This window comes from Poseidonibacter sp. (genome assembly GCF_041821165.1).
GTDB lineage: Bacteria > Campylobacterota > Campylobacteria > Campylobacterales > Arcobacteraceae > Poseidonibacter.
The window spans coordinates 1-16,948 of the sequence record NZ_JBGUES010000037.1 but is presented as its reverse complement, the minus strand read 5'-3'; the positions used below and the strand labels follow the sequence as shown (position 1 = coordinate 16,948).

At 27.3% G+C, this 16,948-nt stretch carries 18 protein-coding genes; 14 read left to right on the top strand and 4 right to left on the bottom strand.

Annotation, left to right across the window (positions count from 1 at the left end; all coding sequences use genetic code 11):
* Positions 1-333 precede the first annotated feature (333 nt).
* Positions 334-2,430 carry a TRAP transporter permease gene (locus tag ACERKK_RS04895; RefSeq protein ID WP_373771961.1) on the bottom strand — a complete coding sequence of 699 codons (2,097 nt, stop codon included), beginning with the start codon at positions 2,428-2,430 and terminating at the stop codon, positions 334-336.
* Positions 2,431-2,538: 108 nt separating this feature from the next.
* Positions 2,539-3,483 carry a TAXI family TRAP transporter solute-binding subunit gene (locus ACERKK_RS04890; RefSeq protein ID WP_373771960.1) on the bottom strand — a complete coding sequence of 315 codons (945 nt, stop codon included), beginning with the start codon at positions 3,481-3,483 and terminating at the stop codon, positions 2,539-2,541.
* A gap of 299 nt (positions 3,484-3,782) precedes the next feature.
* Here ACERKK_RS04890 and ACERKK_RS04885 point away from each other — a divergent pair, with 299 nt between their 5' ends.
* The 5 genes from ACERKK_RS04885 to ACERKK_RS04865 all read left to right on the top strand — a co-directional run bounded on the left by ACERKK_RS04885 (position 3,783) and on the right by ACERKK_RS04865 (position 8,485).
* Entirely contained in the window at positions 3,783-4,574 is a 792-nt protein-coding gene (locus ACERKK_RS04885) for a heat-shock protein (protein ID WP_373771959.1), read from the top strand.
* Between the two features lie 9 nt (positions 4,575-4,583).
* On the top strand, positions 4,584-5,147 hold the full coding sequence (gene grpE / locus ACERKK_RS04880) for a nucleotide exchange factor GrpE (RefSeq protein ID WP_373771958.1): 564 nt from the start codon (positions 4,584-4,586) through the stop codon (positions 5,145-5,147).
* Between the two features lie 89 nt (positions 5,148-5,236).
* Entirely contained in the window at positions 5,237-7,126 is a 1,890-nt protein-coding gene (dnaK, locus tag ACERKK_RS04875) for a molecular chaperone DnaK (RefSeq protein ID WP_373771957.1), read from the top strand.
* 11 nt (positions 7,127-7,137) lie between these two features.
* Positions 7,138-7,419 (top strand): hypothetical protein, encoded by a 282-nt coding sequence (locus ACERKK_RS04870; RefSeq protein ID WP_373771956.1) that lies wholly within the window; start codon positions 7,138-7,140, stop codon positions 7,417-7,419.
* 25 nt (positions 7,420-7,444) lie between these two features.
* A complete protein-coding gene (locus ACERKK_RS04865) occupies positions 7,445-8,485 on the top strand; it encodes a murein transglycosylase A (RefSeq protein ID WP_373771955.1) in 1,041 nt (346 codons plus the stop codon).
* A gap of 15 nt (positions 8,486-8,500) precedes the next feature.
* Here the strand turns inward: ACERKK_RS04865 and ACERKK_RS04860 are convergent, their stop codons facing one another.
* Positions 8,501-8,740, bottom strand: coding sequence for a hypothetical protein (locus ACERKK_RS04860; RefSeq protein ID WP_373771954.1), 240 nt, complete (start codon positions 8,738-8,740; stop codon positions 8,501-8,503).
* A 141-nt stretch (positions 8,741-8,881) separates the two neighbouring features.
* Between ACERKK_RS04860 and ACERKK_RS04855 the strand changes: the two genes are divergently transcribed.
* Together ACERKK_RS04855 and ACERKK_RS04850 are read left to right on the top strand one after the other, a co-directional pair.
* Positions 8,882-9,688: a phosphatidylserine decarboxylase gene (locus ACERKK_RS04855; protein ID WP_373771953.1), complete on the top strand. Its 807-nt coding sequence runs from the start codon at positions 8,882-8,884 to the stop codon at positions 9,686-9,688.
* Positions 9,689-9,760: 72 nt separating this feature from the next.
* Positions 9,761-9,991 carry a hypothetical protein gene (locus ACERKK_RS04850; RefSeq protein ID WP_373771952.1) on the top strand — a complete coding sequence of 77 codons (231 nt, stop codon included), beginning with the start codon at positions 9,761-9,763 and terminating at the stop codon, positions 9,989-9,991.
* 19 nt (positions 9,992-10,010) lie between these two features.
* Here ACERKK_RS04850 and ACERKK_RS04845 read toward each other — a convergent pair whose 3' ends face one another.
* Positions 10,011-10,382: a rhodanese-like domain-containing protein gene (locus ACERKK_RS04845; RefSeq protein WP_373771951.1), complete on the bottom strand. Its 372-nt coding sequence runs from the start codon at positions 10,380-10,382 to the stop codon at positions 10,011-10,013.
* A gap of 125 nt (positions 10,383-10,507) precedes the next feature.
* Here ACERKK_RS04845 and dsbD point away from each other — a divergent pair, with 125 nt between their 5' ends.
* From dsbD to ACERKK_RS04810, 7 genes are read left to right on the top strand one after another with little or no spacing between them, the layout of a single operon-like run.
* Positions 10,508-12,256, top strand: a complete 1,749-nt coding sequence (gene dsbD / locus ACERKK_RS04840; RefSeq protein ID WP_373771950.1) for a protein-disulfide reductase DsbD — start codon at positions 10,508-10,510, stop codon at positions 12,254-12,256.
* Positions 12,257-12,314: 58 nt separating this feature from the next.
* Complete coding sequence (cobT, locus tag ACERKK_RS04835; protein ID WP_373771949.1) at positions 12,315-13,379, top strand: nicotinate mononucleotide-dependent phosphoribosyltransferase CobT; 1,065 nt, start codon at positions 12,315-12,317, stop codon at positions 13,377-13,379.
* Positions 13,380-13,383: 4 nt separating this feature from the next.
* The gene (locus tag ACERKK_RS04830; protein ID WP_373771948.1) at positions 13,384-13,983 is read left to right on the top strand and encodes a MarC family protein; all 600 of its coding nucleotides are present in this window, start codon (positions 13,384-13,386) and stop codon (positions 13,981-13,983) included.
* A complete protein-coding gene (locus ACERKK_RS04825) occupies positions 13,983-14,477 on the top strand; it encodes a bifunctional adenosylcobinamide kinase/adenosylcobinamide-phosphate guanylyltransferase (protein WP_373771947.1) in 495 nt (164 codons plus the stop codon). Before ACERKK_RS04830 ends, ACERKK_RS04825 begins: the two co-directional genes overlap by 1 nt.
* Positions 14,474-15,220: an adenosylcobinamide-GDP ribazoletransferase gene (locus tag ACERKK_RS04820; RefSeq protein WP_373771946.1), complete on the top strand. Its 747-nt coding sequence runs from the start codon at positions 14,474-14,476 to the stop codon at positions 15,218-15,220. Before ACERKK_RS04825 ends, ACERKK_RS04820 begins: the two co-directional genes overlap by 4 nt.
* Positions 15,217-16,230, top strand: a complete 1,014-nt coding sequence (locus ACERKK_RS04815; protein WP_373771945.1) for an aminotransferase class I/II-fold pyridoxal phosphate-dependent enzyme — start codon at positions 15,217-15,219, stop codon at positions 16,228-16,230. The genes ACERKK_RS04820 and ACERKK_RS04815 overlap by 4 nt, the downstream gene beginning before the upstream one ends.
* Complete coding sequence (locus tag ACERKK_RS04810) at positions 16,224-16,823, top strand: hypothetical protein (protein ID WP_373771944.1); 600 nt, start codon at positions 16,224-16,226, stop codon at positions 16,821-16,823. The genes ACERKK_RS04815 and ACERKK_RS04810 overlap by 7 nt, the downstream gene beginning before the upstream one ends.
* Positions 16,824-16,948 lie beyond the last annotated feature (125 nt).

Sequence of the window (16,948 nt, the reverse complement as noted above, 5' to 3'; positions counted from 1 at the left end):
CTTTGTTATTTACTTATACCTTTATTGCCTATTTGGTTTTATCGTTTTATAGGTCTTATTAGCTTGTGTATTTTATTTTGCACTTAACAATGATTTCCTTGTTTATTCATTTACTTTATTAGCTTATACATTACTCTAATGGCTTTATTTATTGTAGCTTATAGATTTTTCTTACGATTTGTAATTTAGAGCTTTCTATTTAATATATAGCTTTATAATTTACTTGATTTAAATGCTTAATTTAGATTGTTTTTATTAGTGTGTATTGGAGATAAAAAATAGTTTAAATATTAGATAGTTAAAAAAGAATAAGAGATTTTCTCTTATTCTTTTTTAGTTTTTTTCCATTCTTGGTTTTTGAACAAAATATAATACTGCAAAGATTGCAATACCTATTAAGTATGAAAGATAATGACTTGGTAAATTTAACTGTGCTTCCATGATTTTTGGTAAAAACATAAAAGGTAAAATTGGTAAGAACATAAATCTTTCAATAATTTTTGTTTTAGCAATAAAGTAACCTTGCGTAAAACATGCAAATGCAATCATACCTATAAATGCAGTTGTAAATATTACTAGAATTTCTAATGGATTTGTAATCCAAATCCATCCTTTTGGATCTGCTGGATTTAAAGCATCTACACCTGATATTAAAAGTAATTCTGGATTAAAGAAGAACATAAAAGGTAAAATTGCTGTTCTAATATCATATTTAAATCCTTGGATACCTGTTTTAATTGGATCTGCTTTTGCTATTCCTGCTGCTGCATATGCTGCAAGTCCAACAGGAGGTGTATCATCAGCTAAGATACCAAAATAGAATACAAATAAGTGAGCTGCAATTGCTGGAATTAAGTATCCATTATCTGCTGCAAGAATAAGTATTACTGGTGCTGTTAATGATGCCATTACAATATAGTTTGCAGTTGTTGGTAATCCCATTCCTAGAATTAATGAAACTACTGCTGCTAAAATTAGAATAACGAAAATATTTCCACCTGAAATTGTTTCAATAACTTCAACTAAAACTTGACCTAAACCTGTTAATGTAATAGAACCAACTACAATACCTGCTAATGCAGTTGCAATTGCAATAGGAATCATGTTTTTTGCACCTGAAATCATACCCGCTAAAATATCAACAAATCCACTTAGGTAAATATCTCTTGTAAGTTTTTCTTTTGCTAAAATAGCTCTAAATGGATGTTGTACAACCATTAATAACATTAATAACATAATTGCATTAAATGCAGCACTTGCAGCTGATTCTCTTAAAACCATTAGTGTATACATTAAGAATAATATAGGAACTAAATAGTGAATACCAGTTATAAATGTTTTCCATTTTGGTGGTAAATCTTCATCATTCATTCCCTTAAGACCTAATTTAAGTGCTTCTAAGTGAACAATATAAAATAAAGCAAAATATGAAACAAATGCTGGAATAAATGCAGCAACGATTACATCTGTATATGCCATACCTAAGAATTCTGCAATAATAAACGCAGCAGCTCCCATAACTGGTGGCATTAATTGACCGTTTGTTGAGGCTGCAACTTCAACAGCACCTGCTTGTTCAGGCCTAAATCCAGCTTTTTTCATTAATGGAATTGTAAATGTTCCTGTTGTAACAGTATTTGCAATTGATGAACCTGAAATAATTCCAGTAAATCCTGATGCTACAACTGATGCTTTTGCTGGACCACCTCTATATTTACCAAGCATTGCAAATGCTAAGTTAATAAAGTATTCACCAGCACCTGCTTTATCAAGTAATGAACCAAAAAGTACAAATAAGAATACAAATCCAGCTGATACTCCAAGTGGAACACCAAAAATACCTTCAGTTGTTAAGAACATATGTCCAGCTAATTTATTTAAACTAGCACCTTTATGGATAATTAGTTCAGGCATATAAGGACCTAACATATCATATGCTAAAAATATAATAGCAATAATACTTAATGCAAATCCTAATACACGACGTCCTGCTTCTAATAAAATTAATATTGCAATTAATGCTACAAAAATATCAAGTGATGTATAATCACCTGGTCTTTGAGATAATTCTTCATAAAAATATGCGATGTACGATACACATAAAACACCAATTGTTGCTAGTGTATATCCAAACCATCTAATTTTTTGTAAAAAATAAGGTTTTTTAAACATTGGGTAAATTAGAAATGCTAATAAAACACCAAAAGATAAGTGAATTGATCTTGTAATTGTAGAGTTTATTGGTTCTAATACAATATATAATTGAAATAATGACCATACTAAAGCAATTGTAGAAATTAACCAGAATTCATAGTGTTCTCTTCCAAAAACTCTTTGACCTTCTAGTTCATTTACTATGGCTTCACTTTCTATGGCTTGTTCATCTTCTAATTCACTGATTTTATGCGGTTTTTCTTCATATAGTGGCATAGTGAGATCCTTTGTAGTAATTTTTTTGTTTTCCATACCTCATTTAAATAGATTTAAATGAGGTATGGAAATTGTATTTCAAGAGCTTTCGCTCTTGAAATTTAGAGATTATAATAATCCAGCTTCTTTGAAATATTTTTTTGCACCTTCATGTAATGGAGCAGATAAACCATCTAATAATGATTCTTTTGTAATATTGTTGTATGCTGGGTGTAATTTTTTAAATGAATCGAAATTTTCTAAAATTGCTTTTACTACTGTATAAACAGCTTTTTCACTTACGTCATCACTTGTTATTAAAACAGCTTTAACACCAAAAGTATTTACAGGACTAGTTACACCTTTGTATAAACCTTCAGCAATTTGAGCTTTTGCAAAGTATGGATATTTTGCAATTAAACCATCAATTGCTTTTCCTTCTAATGGTACAATTTTTGTATCAACAGAGTTTGTAGCATCTTTAATATTTGCATTTGGGTGACCAATCATATAGAAATAACCATCAATTTTGTTATCTCTTAATGCATCTGGCATTTCTGCTGCTTTTAATGCACCAGCAAAAGATAAATCAGATTTTTTAATATCATTTGCTTCAAACAATGTCATTGCAGTTGCTTCATTTCCAGAACCAGGATTTCCTAAGTTAATTCTTTTACCTTTTACATCAGTAATAGAGTTAATATTTGCATCTTTTCTTGTAACAAGTGCTAATAATTCTGGATAAATAGCCATAACAGATTTTAATTTCTCAACTTTTTTATCTTCGAATTTACCAATACCTTGTGATGCTTGATAAACTGTATCACTTTGTGCAATACCGAAATCTAACTCACCATTTTTAATAGTATTAATGTTGTAAACAGATCCACCAGTTGATTCAACAGAACATCTAATTTTAGTCTCTTTTTTCATTTTATTAACTTGTCTACAAATAGCACCACCTGTTGGGTAGTAAGTTCCTGTAACTCCACCTGTACCAATTGTAATGAATTCAGCAGAAAATGCTGGAATAGATAACATACCTACTAACGTAGCTGTAGCGATTTTTTTCATTTCTTTCTCCTTTTTTATTATATGCAATTAGATAAGCTAAGCGCATCTGAATTATTATATCATATATTATATTTTATTTAAAAGCAATAAGTTGTATAAATTATATATTAATTGCATATTAATTGCAATTTATCATATAAAAAGTATAGATTTACTTAATATTTATAAAATATATTTAAAAAAGATAAAAATACTTTTATAGGTTTTTATATTAAACTACTTGACAAATATACACTCAATAGGTTATAATTCTTTAGCAGTACAAGACAACGAGTGCTAAAAAAGGAAATGATTGTAAAATGATTAATAAAAAAGAGTTTTTATTACAGTCTATTATCAAAGCTTATATTGAGCATTTAGAACCTATTGGTTCAACACAATTAAAATCTATGTATGATATTACATATTCACCTGCAACAATTAGAGGTTACTTTAAAAAGTTAGGGGATGAAGGATTTTTAGCTCAAGAGCATATAAGTAGTGGAAGAACTCCAACTACTGAAGCTTTAAAACAATATTGGACAAATAAACTTAATTTTGAACTTAATAATTTAAATTTACAAGCAATTCAATATTATGCCTCAATAGTTGGAGTATCTGTATTTATTAAAAAAGAGAAATCTGATGTATTAAACAATATATTAAATGTTGAATCTAAATATATGATTTTAGAATTTTCTTCATTTGCTATTAGTGTTAAATTTTCAGATGCGTTATATAGATTTTTACAAGATATGATAGGTCTTGATTTAAAAGATATTGTAAAAATATCAAAAGATGTTGGAGCTTATGAGGTTTATGAATCTATAAACCAAACTTTGCAAAACTCTGATTTTGAAATTTACAATTATAAAGAGTTCTTGAACTTAGCACTTAATTACAATTTTGATGAATTAACTATAAATAGATTTTTAAAAGGACAAGTTCTTGATGGATTAAAGGAAGGTTTATATTTTGAAAACCTTTTACCTGATGATTATATTGGAATTTGTCATTACTGCAAAATTGCTAATGAAGATGTGAAAATGTTAGTTATTGGTGAATTACCAAAAGATTATGAATATTTTTACGAAAAAATAAAAACTTTTTAGGAGAAAAACTTGAGCGAAGAAAAAAAACAAGAAACAGTTGAAGAAATAACAGCAGAAGAAGTTACGGATGAAACTACAGTTGAAGAAGTAAAAGAAGAAACAGCAGAAGATAAAATTGCTAAGTTAGAAGCTTTATTAAAAGAGAGTGAAGATAAATATTTTAGAGTTCATGCTGATTTTGAAAATATCAAAAAAAGATTAGAAAAAGAAAAATATCAAGCAATTGATTATGCATCTGAAAAGTTTGCAAAAGATTTATTATCTCCAATTGATACATTAGAGATGGCATTAGCAGCAGAAGAAGCAGCATCTGCATTACCAGCAGAAGAGCTTCTTTCAAAATTAAAAGAGGGTGTAGAATTAACAATTAAAAACTTCTATACTGCTTTTGAAAAACATGATATTTCTATTATCGAAACAGAGGGTGAGTTTGATCCAAACTTCCACGATGCAGTAATGCAAATTGATAGCCCTGATCATGAAGATGGTCATATTGTACAAAGATTACAAAAAGGTTATAAATTTAAAGATAGATTATTAAGACCAGCAATGGTTTCAATCTGTAAAAAATAGATTTATTTGACCGTAATGTCATAAAACTAATAAATAAAACAAAATATAAACAAATTAAATTTGAAAATTAAAATTAATAAGGAAAGAATATGAGCAAAGTAATTGGAATTGACTTAGGTACTACAAACTCTTGTATGGCAGTTTACGAAGGTGGAGAAGCGAAAGTTATCCCTAATAAAGAAGGTAAAAACACTACTCCTTCAATCGTTGCATTCACTGATAAAGGTGATGTACTTGTTGGTGATCCAGCAAAAAGACAAGCTATTACAAATCCAGAAAAAACAATTTATTCTGTAAAAAGAATTATGGGTTTAATGATGGATGAAGAAAATGCTAAAGAAGCACAATCTAAAGTAGGATACAAAATCGTTGATAGAAATGGTGCAGCAGCTGTTCAAATTGGTGATAAAGTATATACTCCACAAGAAGTGAGTGCTAAAATTCTAGGAAAATTAAAAGCTGATGCTGAAGAGTATTTAGGTGCTCCTGTTACTGATGCTGTTATTACTGTTCCTGCATACTTCAATGATGCACAAAGAAAAGCAACTCAAGAAGCTGGAACTATTGCTGGTTTAAATGTATTAAGAATTATCAATGAGCCAACAGCTGCTTCATTAGCATACGGTTTAGATAAAAAAGGTGAAGAAAAAGTTCTAGTATATGATTTAGGTGGTGGTACATTTGATGTTACTGCACTTGAAATTGGTGATGGAACATTTGAAGTATTATCAACTGATGGAAATGCATTCTTAGGTGGAGATGATTTTGATAACGCTATTATTGATTGGTTAGCAAAAGAGTTTGAATCTGAAAATGGATTTGATGTTAAAAATGACAAAATGGCATTACAAAGATTAAAAGATGCTGCTGAAAATGCTAAAAAAGAGTTATCTTCAGCTGAATCAACAGAAATTAACTTACCATTTATCTCTATGGGTTCAGCTGGTCCTGTTCACTTAGTAAAATCATTAACAAGAGCTAAATTTGAGTCAATGACTGAAGATTTAATTTCTGAAACTTTAGAGCATATCAAAGTTGCTTTAAAAGATGCTGGTTTAGATAAAAATGAAATTGATGAAATTATTATGGTTGGGGGATCTACAAGATTACCAAAAGCAAACCAAATTGTAAGAGAATTCTTCGGTAAAGATTTAAATAAAGGTGTTAATCCTGATGAAGTAGTTGCTGCTGGTGCTGCTGTTCAAGCTGGTGTATTAAGAGGTGATGTTAAAGATGTATTATTATTAGACGTTACTCCTTTATCATTAGGAATTGAAACTTTAGGTGGAGTATTAACTAAACTTATTGAAAAAGGTACAACAATTCCTGTTAAAAAATCTCAAACATTCTCAACTGCTGAAGATAACCAACCAGCTGTTTCTATTCACGTAGGTCAAGGTGAAAGAGAGTTTGCTAAAGATAATAAATCTTTAGGTATGTTTGAATTATCTGATATTCCTGCTGCTCCAAGAGGTGTTCCTCAAATTGAAGTAACATTTGATATTGATGCAAATGGTGTTTTAAATGTATCTGCTAAAGATAAAGGTACTGGTAAAGAAAATAAAATTACTATTTCTGGTTCATCTGGATTATCTGATGAAGAAATTGAAAAAATGGTAAATGAAGCTGAAGCTAATAAAGAAGTTGATGCTAAGAAAAAAGAAGTAATTGAAGTAAGAAACCAAGCTGATGCTTTATTACATTCAACTAAAAAAACATTAGAAGAAAACCCAGATGCAGTATCTGAAGAAGAAACTAAAGCTATCGTTGATGCAGCAGCTGAATTAGAAGAATTATTAAAAGATGAAAATGCTACTAAAGAGCAAATTGAAGAAAAAGTGAAAGCTTTAACTGAAAAATCTCATAAATTAGCAGAAGCAATGTATAAAAAAGAGGGTGGTGACCAAGCAGGTGCTGAACAACCAAATAAAAAAGCTAAAAAAGACGATGACGATGTTATCGACGCTGAAGTAGAGTAAATCTCTGCTTCATGCAAACCTTACTATTTTTACTAATTACATTTTTAATTGTAATCTTCTCAGTACTTTTATATTTTAAAAATAAACATTCTCGTGTTGATAAACTAAACTCTGGTGAATGCCCTACTTGTGGCGCAAAAACAAAAACTTTTTATGATGAAAATTCTAAAACTACTTTTAAATCAGAAGTAATAAGTGCAAGAGTTCTTAAAAATGGTGGATGTTCAGGCGTAAATGATGTAGAATACAGATGTAAATCATGTGGATTAAAAGAAGTTTACTCACAAAGTTAATTAATCAACTCTAAAAGGATTATTTTTGAAAAATTCTATTGTATTTTTATTAATTTTCACTATCTCTTTTGCTAATGCAAACAATATTAAATTTAAAGATATAAATGGTTTTTATGAAGATGATTTAAATTTAGCATTTAAGGTATTTAAAAAATCTTGTATTAAATCTTCAAAAAAAGAGTTATTTAAAGAAGTATGTGAAAATGTTAAATATACAAATGATGCAGAAGAGTTTTTCACAAATAATTTTACTGTAAAACGTTTAGTTCCTCCAAAAGAAAATCCTATTTTAATTACTGGTTACTATGAGCCATTATTAAAAGGTAGTAGAGTAAAAACGCAAACTTATAAATATCCAATATATAAAACTCCAAAAGATTTAATTACTATTAAAAATAAGAATGAGTATGAGCATTTTAAGAAATACAAATATAAAGCCAAACTAGTTGATGGTAAATATGTTCCTTATGATACAAGAGAAGAGATAAAAAAGCGAGATGATTTAGAAGTTATATGTTATACAAACAGTCTTGTTGATTTGTTTATTTTACAAGTCCAAGGTTCAGGTAGAGTATTGCTTGAAAATGATGAAATTATTAATGTTTCATACTCTAATCAAAATGGAAGAAAATATTCATCTATTGGAAAAAAACTTGTAGCTGATGGGTATATTTCTAAAGATAAAATATCACTACAAAGTATAAAAAAATATTTAAAAGAAAATCCAAATAGAATAAATGAAGTATTTAACTACAATGAAAGTTATGTATTTTTTAAAGAAACAAATAATAGAGCAACAGGAAGTTTAAATGTTCCTCTTGTATCAAAAAGAAATATTGCAGTAGATAGAAAATATATTCCTCTTGGAAGTCCTGTTTTTATACAAACCACTAATCCTAAAACAAAAGAATCAATTAAAAAGTTAGTAATAGCAGCAGATACAGGTGGAGCTATAAAAGGTAAAAATAGAATTGATTATTTTTATGGTTTTGGAAAAGAAGCACAAGAGTTAGCGGGGCTTATGAAAGAAGAAGGCAAAGTCTATATTTTAGTTCCTAAAACTTAAAAAAATGATTGTTGCTTAAGAGCAACAACCATTTCCACAGCATGTATCTCTTACATCTGTATAAAAAGATATCACAAAGTTATTATACATTTCTTGTAAATCAAATTCATGTTTTTTACAAAAACTTTTATTCATGAAATCTTTCATTTCAATTGCTTTTAAAAGTGCTTCATCTTTTGATGTAAATGTTAAATTATTTTTTAAATCACTTTTTTTAAAACAAGCACATTGATTTGAAACAACGATTTTGTACATTAAATTTCCTTATATTTATTTAAATTATAAAACGAAGAGTAGCTAAATTTAGCTTATATGATAAAAAAAATAAAAACTTGCTAAAGCAGATTAAGAAGATAATATGGATAAAATATGCGAAAGTTTTAAAAAAGGAAAAAAATGCATATAACAAATTTGATTTCTCAATATTTTGGAAAATTTGCAAAAACACAGTTCCCTTCATTTATTCAAACAATAATAAATAATGGATATGTTAAATTTTTAGGTTTAAATATGAGTGAGTTTAAAAACCCTAAACATTACAAGTCATTAAATCTTTTATTTACAAGAGAATTAGAAATTGCAAGAGAAATTAATACTGATGAAAATGTAGTAATTTCACCTACTGATAGTTTAATCACAGAGTGTGGTGCTGTTAAAGATGATACTGCTTTACAAATCAAAGGAATGGAATATTCTGTTGAAGAGTTATTAACATACGATTGTTCTTCAAATTTTGATAAAGTAAAAAATGGTTCATTTATGAACTTTTACTTATCACCAAAAGATTACCATAGATATCATGCAGCAAGTGATTTTACATTAAAAAAATTAATACACGTTCCAGGTAAGTTATATCCTGTAAATTTAAAATACTTAAATAAAGAGTTAGATCTTTTTGTTCAAAATGAAAGAGTTATTTTAGAGTGTGAAAATAATGGAAAATTATTTTACATGGTTTTTGTTGGTGCTTTAAATGTTGGACAAATGGTATTTGATTTTGAACCAAGAGTTGAAACAAATACAAATGCTCAAGAATTAAAAGTATATGAATATGAAAATCTTGAAATTTCTAAAGGTGATTGTTTAGGTTACTTTAAAATGGGTTCAACTGTTGTAATGATTTGGGAAAATGATAGCGTACAAATTGAAGAATTACTGAATCAAAATGTTAAATTTGGTCAAAAAGTTGCAACAATAAACTAAATTATTTATTTTTTTACTAAAACACAAGTTTATCTTTGTAAAATATAATAAATTAATATAGAAGGATTGACAATGTCTACAATTACAGAATTAGGTTCATTAACGTTAGCTGGTACTAAAAAAGGTAAGATTTCAATTTCTAATGTTACAGAACCATATGGAAAAGATACTTCAGATATCGTAAGTATTGGTATTTCTTTAAATGGTCAAGATATTCAATGGAAGTCACATATTCCATATGAAAATTTAGATGAGGTAATTGCTATTTTACAAGAAGCAAGTGCAGCTAAAAAGAATTCATAAATTATTTAAGAAGACTTCTTTATAAGTCTTCTTTTTTCTTATACTCTTTCACTTCTCGCAACTCTTGTTGCCACAAAGCCATACCTCCAAATAAATGAGCACAGTTTTTATAACCTTCTTCAATTAAAAAATTTCCAACACTTCTAGTTCTTCTTGCATGAGCACAAACTAATACAAATGTTTGATTAGTATTTGTTACAAGTTTTTTAAACTCTTTCATCCAATTTTCTATATCATGGTTACCATATTCATCAAAAAAAGTTAAAGTATGAACATTTTTAATCAATCCAGTTCTTAGCCATTCATCTTCTCTTCTTATATCAATCATTACAATATTATCATTAATCATTTTTTCAACAATTCTTGGTTGTAAATCTACTAATTGGTTCATTTCGATACCTTTCTTTAAAAAGTAAATTTAACATATTTAAGTATAATAAAGCCTTTATTATAAACACTTAACAAGTTCTTTACATAGATTAAATATAATACAAAAAATTAAAAAAGGTAATATTGATGAAAAAGATTTTATTGTTATTATTAATTACAATATACTCGTACTCTTTAGAGTTACAAAAAGATTTTCTTGAACCCCAAGATGCTTTTAAAAAAGAGTTTATTCAACTAGATGATAAACTAATATTTAATTTAAAACTTGGGGATAGAATTTATTTATATGCTGATAAATTAAAAGTTCTAATTAAAACACCTCAAAAAATTGATATTACAGAAGACTTAAGTATTCCAACTCCTGTACCATATGAAGAATTTATTGTGCATTTTGAAGACCAAAGTATTGAAATACCATTTTCTTTATTAAAATCAAAAGTTGATTCAAAAGTTTATGACTTAGAGGTTAAATTTCAAGGATGTTCAAAAGACGGGCTTTGTTATGCTCCTATGAAAGAATCTTATAAATTAAATCTTGATGCAAATGCAAAAGAAAAAAATACAAATATTACAGATGCACAAGTATCAAATGATAGTGAATTAAATGAAACAGATATTATTACAAATACGCTAAAGGGTGGAAATACTCTATTTATATTAGCAACTTTTTTTGGTTTTGGATTATTGCTTTCTTTTACGCCTTGTGTTTTTCCTATGATCCCTATTTTATCATCAATTATTGTAGGTGCTTCACAACATAATAAAATGACAGCAACTAGAGGTTTCTTTTTATCATTAGTATATGTTTTATCAATGGCCTTTGCATATACAATAGCAGGAGTATTAGCAGGTATATTTGGAGCTAATTTACAAGTAGCACTTCAAAATCCTTATGTTTTAACAATATTTGCAGGAATTTTTATAGCACTTGCTTTTTCAATGTTTGGATATTATAAAATTGAATTACCTCAAAGTTTACAAAATAGAATTAATAAATCAACAGAAGGAAAACAAAAACAAGGAGTATTGGGAATTGCAGTTATGGGATTCTTATCTGCACTTATTGTAGGACCTTGTGTTGCACCTCCACTTGCAGGAGCTTTGGTTTATATTGGACAAACAGGTGATGCTGTTCTTGGTGGACTTGCATTATTTGTATTAAGTATGGGAATGGGAATACCATTATTACTTATTGGTTTAGGAGCAGGTAAATTTATGCCAAAACCAGGTGGTTGGATGGATAGTGTATCAAAAATATTTGGTATTGTAATGTTAGCAATTGCTATTTGGATGTTAGAGAGAATCATTAATCCAACTATTGCTATGTATTTATGGTCATTTTTACTTTTAGGTACGGCTATTTATTTAAAAATTTATAAGCATATTTTAGCTCAATTATTTACTGTAATTGTATTTCTTTTTGGAATAGTTTTATTTATAGGTGCAATTAGTGGGGCTACAAATCCTTTATTGCCTTTAGAAAAGTTTACTAGTTCAAAAGGTGCGTTAATTCAAGATGATAAGTTAAATATTACATATATTAAAAATATTAATGAGTTAGACTTAGCAATAAAAGCATCAACTAAACCAGTTATGTTAGACTTTTATGCTGATTGGTGTATCTCTTGTAAAGAGCTTGAACATATTACATTTAAAGACCCTGCTGTTATAAAAAAACTAAAAGGGTTTACTTTATTAAAAGCAGATGTAACTGCTAATAATGATGAGGATATAGCCTTACAAAAAAAATATGGTGTAGTAGGTCCTCCTGCATTAATTTTTTGGGATACAAATAATCAAGAAATAAAAGCTGCTAAAATAGTTGGCTATAAAAATCCTAAAGATTTTCTAGAAATAGTAAATAAATATTTTTAAATTAAGCCTTTTATATAAGATTTGTTATACTTCCTAAAAATTATTAAAAAGGGTTCACATGAACTTTAATACTATTTTAGGAAGTGTAGATTTTCTTGAATTTTTAAGAGGAAAAAAAGCTACATTTTTATTAAGTGCAAGTGTTACAAAAACTTGCGAAATCCCAAATATTTCTCAAGCTGGAATTCCTGGCAAATTATATTTAACACCTACATTAGATGCAGAGTTTTTATGTACAAAAGAAGTTCGTTCATTAGATGATATTGCACAAACTCCAAAAGGTGTTCCTACACCTGCTTTAATTACAAGAGCAGTACATGAATTAAATGCATTTTCAAATATAGAAGTTTTAGATTTAGGTTTAGAAAACTTACCAAAAATAAATTATTTTAAAACTCATAGTTTTGATATAAAACCAAGCAAAAGAATTGATGATGGTGCAAATATTAATGCAATGGAAATCTTTCAAAAAGGTGTAGAGTTTGGAACAAATTATGAAACAAAAGATGATTATGTAATTCTTGCAGAATCAGTTCCAAGTGGTACAACAACAGCAAATGCAACAGCTTTAGCTTTAGGATATAAAGATGAAGGATATTTCTCATCTTCATATAAAAATAATCCTAATGATATTAAAGATAAGGTAATAAATAAAGCATTAGAAAATATAGATAAAGAAGATGATATTTTTACAAAATTATCAAGTGTTTCAGATAATATGCTTATTTTTAATGCAGGATTTATATTAGGAAGTACATCAAAGAATCTAAAAGTTATACTTGCAGGTGGTACTCAAATGGCTACCGTTTTATTGATTGTAAACTCTATTTTAGAAAGTATGCAAGGAAATATTGATTCTTCAAATATTGCTTTATGTACAACAAAATGGATAAATGAAGATGAGAACTCAAATATTAAAGCACTTTTAGAACAATTGTCTTTTCCAATAAATGCTTATGCAAGTGATTTTGACTTTAGTGAATCTTCACATCCTGCTTTAAAGCTTTATGATGAAGGTGAAGCAAAAGAGGGTGTAGGTTGTGGTGCAGCACTTTGTTATGCAAGTATTAATGGTATTAATAAAAAAGAATTAACATCAAAAATTGAAAGTTTTTTAGGATAGATATATGGAAATTTTTATTTCAACATTTTTAAAAATGTTTTTTATTATGACACCTTTTTTTGTATTATCTGTATTTTTAACAGTTACAAAAGAAGCAACAATTTCAGAAAGAAAAGCTTTAGCTATTAAGGTTACTATTTCTGTAATTATTATGAGTTTAATTCTTCTATTTTTTGGTAAACATATTTTTTCTGTATTTGGTATAACACTTGATGCTTTTAGAATAGGTGCAGGAGCATTACTATTTTTATCAGCTGTTGATTTAATCAAAGGAAGTAAAGATAGTGGTAAAGTAGAAGATAAAAATATCTCTGAACTTGCTGTTGTTCCTCTTGCAATACCTGTTACTATTGGACCTGGAACTATTGGTATATTACTTGTTATGGGAGCTAGTTTTAAAACAAAAACAGCTTTAATTTCTGGTAGTTTTGCTTTAATTTGTGCTGTTTTAGTAATTGGATTAATGTTATATTCTTCAACTATAATAGAGAAGTTAGTTGGAAAACAAGGTTTACTTGTAATATCAAAAATCACTGGATTATTTTTAGCTGCGTTGTCTGCTCAAATTGTATTTACAGGTATTAAAAACTTTTTAGGATTATAATGAAAATATTTTATTTTGGTGGTCAAAAATCAGGCAAAACATCAAGAGCAAGTACAAAAACTTTGGACTTAGCACAAAACTCAAAACCATATTATATAGCTACTTATGATAATTCATATAATGATGAAGCTATGCAAAAAAGAATAAAAAGGCATATTGATGATAGAAAAGATGAGTTTTTTAGTATAGAAGAGCCAAAAGATTTATTAAAAGTTGTAAAAGCCAAAGAGACTTATTTAGTAGATTGTATGACAATGTTTATTTTAAATAATATGAATGAGGGTTTTGAATCAATGAAAAAACAATTAATAGAGCTATTTAAAATAGATTGTAATATTGTTTTTGTTTTAAATGATATTGGAAATGGTGTAATTCCAATAGAAAAATACTCTCGTGAATTTGTAGATATTTCAGGTTTAATTGGTCAATTTTTAGTCCAAAATTGTGATGAGGTATATGAAGTGAAATATTCATTAGAAAAAAGATTAAAATGAAACAACTATTAAACGCCTTTTATTTTGCACTTTCATATTTCTCAATGATTCCCGTTTTTGTAAAGAATATGGAAATAAATAATGAAACATATAAATACACTTTTGCCTTACTTCCTTTAGTAGGAGCAATTCTTGCAAGTATTACTCTAGGATTAAATCTTGTGTTAAATGAGTTCTTTAATCCATTATATAGTGCTTTTGTTGTTTCTATTATATATCTAGCATTATATGGTTTTTTACACCTTGAGGCTGTTTGTGATGTCGTTGATGCATGGTTTGCAGCATATTCAGGGAAAGATGTATATAAAATTATGAAAGAGCCTACTATTGGAGCAATTGGAGCAATTTATGCTTTTTGTTTTGTACTTTTAAAAATAGGGATAATTACATATATTTTATATGAAAAGCAGTATGCTTTATTTTTTATTGTTTGTGTATTATCAAGACTGAATTTTATTTATTTACTTAGCTTTTTTAAATTTAATAAAGATAGCTTTTTATCTCTTGCTTTTCAAGGAGCTGGTGTTTTAAGAGTTAAATTATTTGCCTTAAGTTATATACTTTTTTTAATACTTTTAGGTTCAAATGTTTTAGTTCTTTTTATTTTATCACTTCTTAGTTTTTATTTTATACTAAAAATATTAGATAAAAAATTTGGATTTGTAAATGGTGATTGTTTGGGCTTTACACTTGAACATACAGAATTATTACTTTTAAATATAGGACTTATGTTAATACTATGAAAACTTTTGAACATGGTGGACAAATAGAAAAATTTGCTAAAGATTTAGGCTGTGAAGTTAATGAAATTATTGATCTTTCTTCAAATATAAACTTTATAAAACCAAAAATAAATATAGATTTTAATAACTTAGATATTTCATCTTATCCTGTATATGATAGTTTATATAAAAAAATAGCTTTAAACTATAAGATAGATATAAATCAAATGGAACTTTTTAATGGTGGAAGTTCTGCAATTTTTACTTTGTTTAAACATCTTGATTTAAAACATTGTACGATTTATTCACCTGCATATTTAGAGTACAAAAAAGCAGCAATAAATTTTGATTATAAAATACATAGTATTAATAGATTTGAAAATATGCAAGAAGAAATCAAAGAAAATAGTTTTATCATTTTTGTAAATCCTTCTACTCCTGATGGCAATTTTTATGATTTAGAAAGTTTGATGAAAAAGTGGATTAGTAAAGATTGTACTATTTTAATTGATGAGAGTTTTTTAGACTTTTGTGATGGAAAGTCTGCTATTAAATACTTAGAAGATTATGATAAATTATATATATTAAAATCAATGACAAAATTTTATTCAAGTGCTGGAATTAGAGTAGGGACTATTGTTTCAAATAAAGAGAATATATCTAGTTTAAAAGAGTTTGAACCTATGTGGAAATTATCACATTTTGATTCAAGTTATTTACAAGAAGCACTTGATGATAAAGAGTTTAAAATTATCTCAAAAGAAATAAACATTGAATCTAGAATTGAATTAGAAAATATTTTAAGAGATTCTTCTTTATTTGAAACTATTTATAAAAGTTATGCAAACTATATATTAGTAAAACTAAAAAATATAAAAGCAAAAGAGTTTCAAGAAAAACTAAAACCTTATAAAATCATGGTAAGAGATTGTTCAAACTTTGATTATTTAGATGAAAGTTATGTTCGTATTGCTGTAAAGGCAAAAAGTGCAAATGAAGTTTTTAAAAAAGCACTAAGTGAAATATGCTAATTGATAATAAGTTTTTAAAATACTTTTCATTTTTTATTTCATTTGTATTTATTATTTATATTATCTATTTGATTATAAATTCATTTATTATTGTAAAAAATCAATTTACAGATATAGGGGATACAACATATGTAAATCAAGTAAGAGTTGATGATTATACAAAAAGACTTAGTTCTTATTTGACTAAAGATTGTAACAATGATGAATTATGCGAAATACAGTCACTATTGGATTTTACAACAGCTATTCCTTATAAAGTAAATGAAAGTATTGCAAGAAGTTCAAAACAAGTAGTTAAGCAAAATTTTGGTGATAAGAGTAATTTATTAATATCACTATTAAAAGTTCAAGATTATGAAGCTTATTTTGTTTTAGTTCCTAAGCATATATTTGTGATTGTTAAACTAAAAAATAAATTGGAAAATAAAAAGGCATTATATGTAAATACTGAGCCTTTTTATATCTTAGAATCAACTGCAAAGGGTTCTAAAATTGGTTTTAGATTTAAATATAAGTTTGATGAGGTTCAAGCTATAATAAATCCCTTTGAAAATGAAAAACTTCAAATTAATAGTTTAGAGTATAAATTTTAGAAAATATTCGTATATAAGTATATAATTAATAAGTTCTTAAGGAACAAGCTATTATAATTCCCGTCCAATTTAAGAAGACTTATTCTTAAAATTGATGGATATGTGCGAGTGTGGCGGAATAGGTA

Bases quoted from the DNA above. Each gene is read 5' to 3' on its own strand.
- ACERKK_RS04885 (WP_373771959.1), top strand. From the start codon at position 3,783: ATGATTAATAAAAAAGAGTTTTTATTACAGTCTATTATCAAAGCTTAT.
- ACERKK_RS04850 (WP_373771952.1), top strand. From the start codon at position 9,761: ATGTCTACAATTACAGAATTAGGTTCATTAACGTTAGCTGGTACTAAA.
- ACERKK_RS04895 (WP_373771961.1), bottom strand. From the start codon at position 2,430: ATGCCACTATATGAAGAAAAACCGCATAAAATCAGTGAATTAGAAGAT.
- ACERKK_RS04815 (WP_373771945.1), top strand. From the start codon at position 15,217: ATGAAAACTTTTGAACATGGTGGACAAATAGAAAAATTTGCTAAAGAT.
- ACERKK_RS04820 (WP_373771946.1), top strand. From the start codon at position 14,474: ATGAAACAACTATTAAACGCCTTTTATTTTGCACTTTCATATTTCTCA.
- dnaK (WP_373771957.1), top strand. From the start codon at position 5,237: ATGAGCAAAGTAATTGGAATTGACTTAGGTACTACAAACTCTTGTATG.
- ACERKK_RS04870 (WP_373771956.1), top strand. From the start codon at position 7,138: ATGCAAACCTTACTATTTTTACTAATTACATTTTTAATTGTAATCTTC.
- ACERKK_RS04860 (WP_373771954.1), bottom strand. From the start codon at position 8,740: ATGTACAAAATCGTTGTTTCAAATCAATGTGCTTGTTTTAAAAAAAGT.
- ACERKK_RS04825 (WP_373771947.1), top strand. From the start codon at position 13,983: ATGAAAATATTTTATTTTGGTGGTCAAAAATCAGGCAAAACATCAAGA.
- ACERKK_RS04890 (WP_373771960.1), bottom strand. From the start codon at position 3,483: ATGAAAAAAATCGCTACAGCTACGTTAGTAGGTATGTTATCTATTCCA.
- ACERKK_RS04855 (WP_373771953.1), top strand. From the start codon at position 8,882: ATGCATATAACAAATTTGATTTCTCAATATTTTGGAAAATTTGCAAAA.
- ACERKK_RS04830 (WP_373771948.1), top strand. From the start codon at position 13,384: ATGGAAATTTTTATTTCAACATTTTTAAAAATGTTTTTTATTATGACA.
- dsbD (WP_373771950.1), top strand. From the start codon at position 10,508: ATGAAAAAGATTTTATTGTTATTATTAATTACAATATACTCGTACTCT.
- ACERKK_RS04810 (WP_373771944.1), top strand. From the start codon at position 16,224: ATGCTAATTGATAATAAGTTTTTAAAATACTTTTCATTTTTTATTTCA.
- ACERKK_RS04845 (WP_373771951.1), bottom strand. From the start codon at position 10,382: ATGAACCAATTAGTAGATTTACAACCAAGAATTGTTGAAAAAATGATT.
- cobT (WP_373771949.1), top strand. From the start codon at position 12,315: ATGAACTTTAATACTATTTTAGGAAGTGTAGATTTTCTTGAATTTTTA.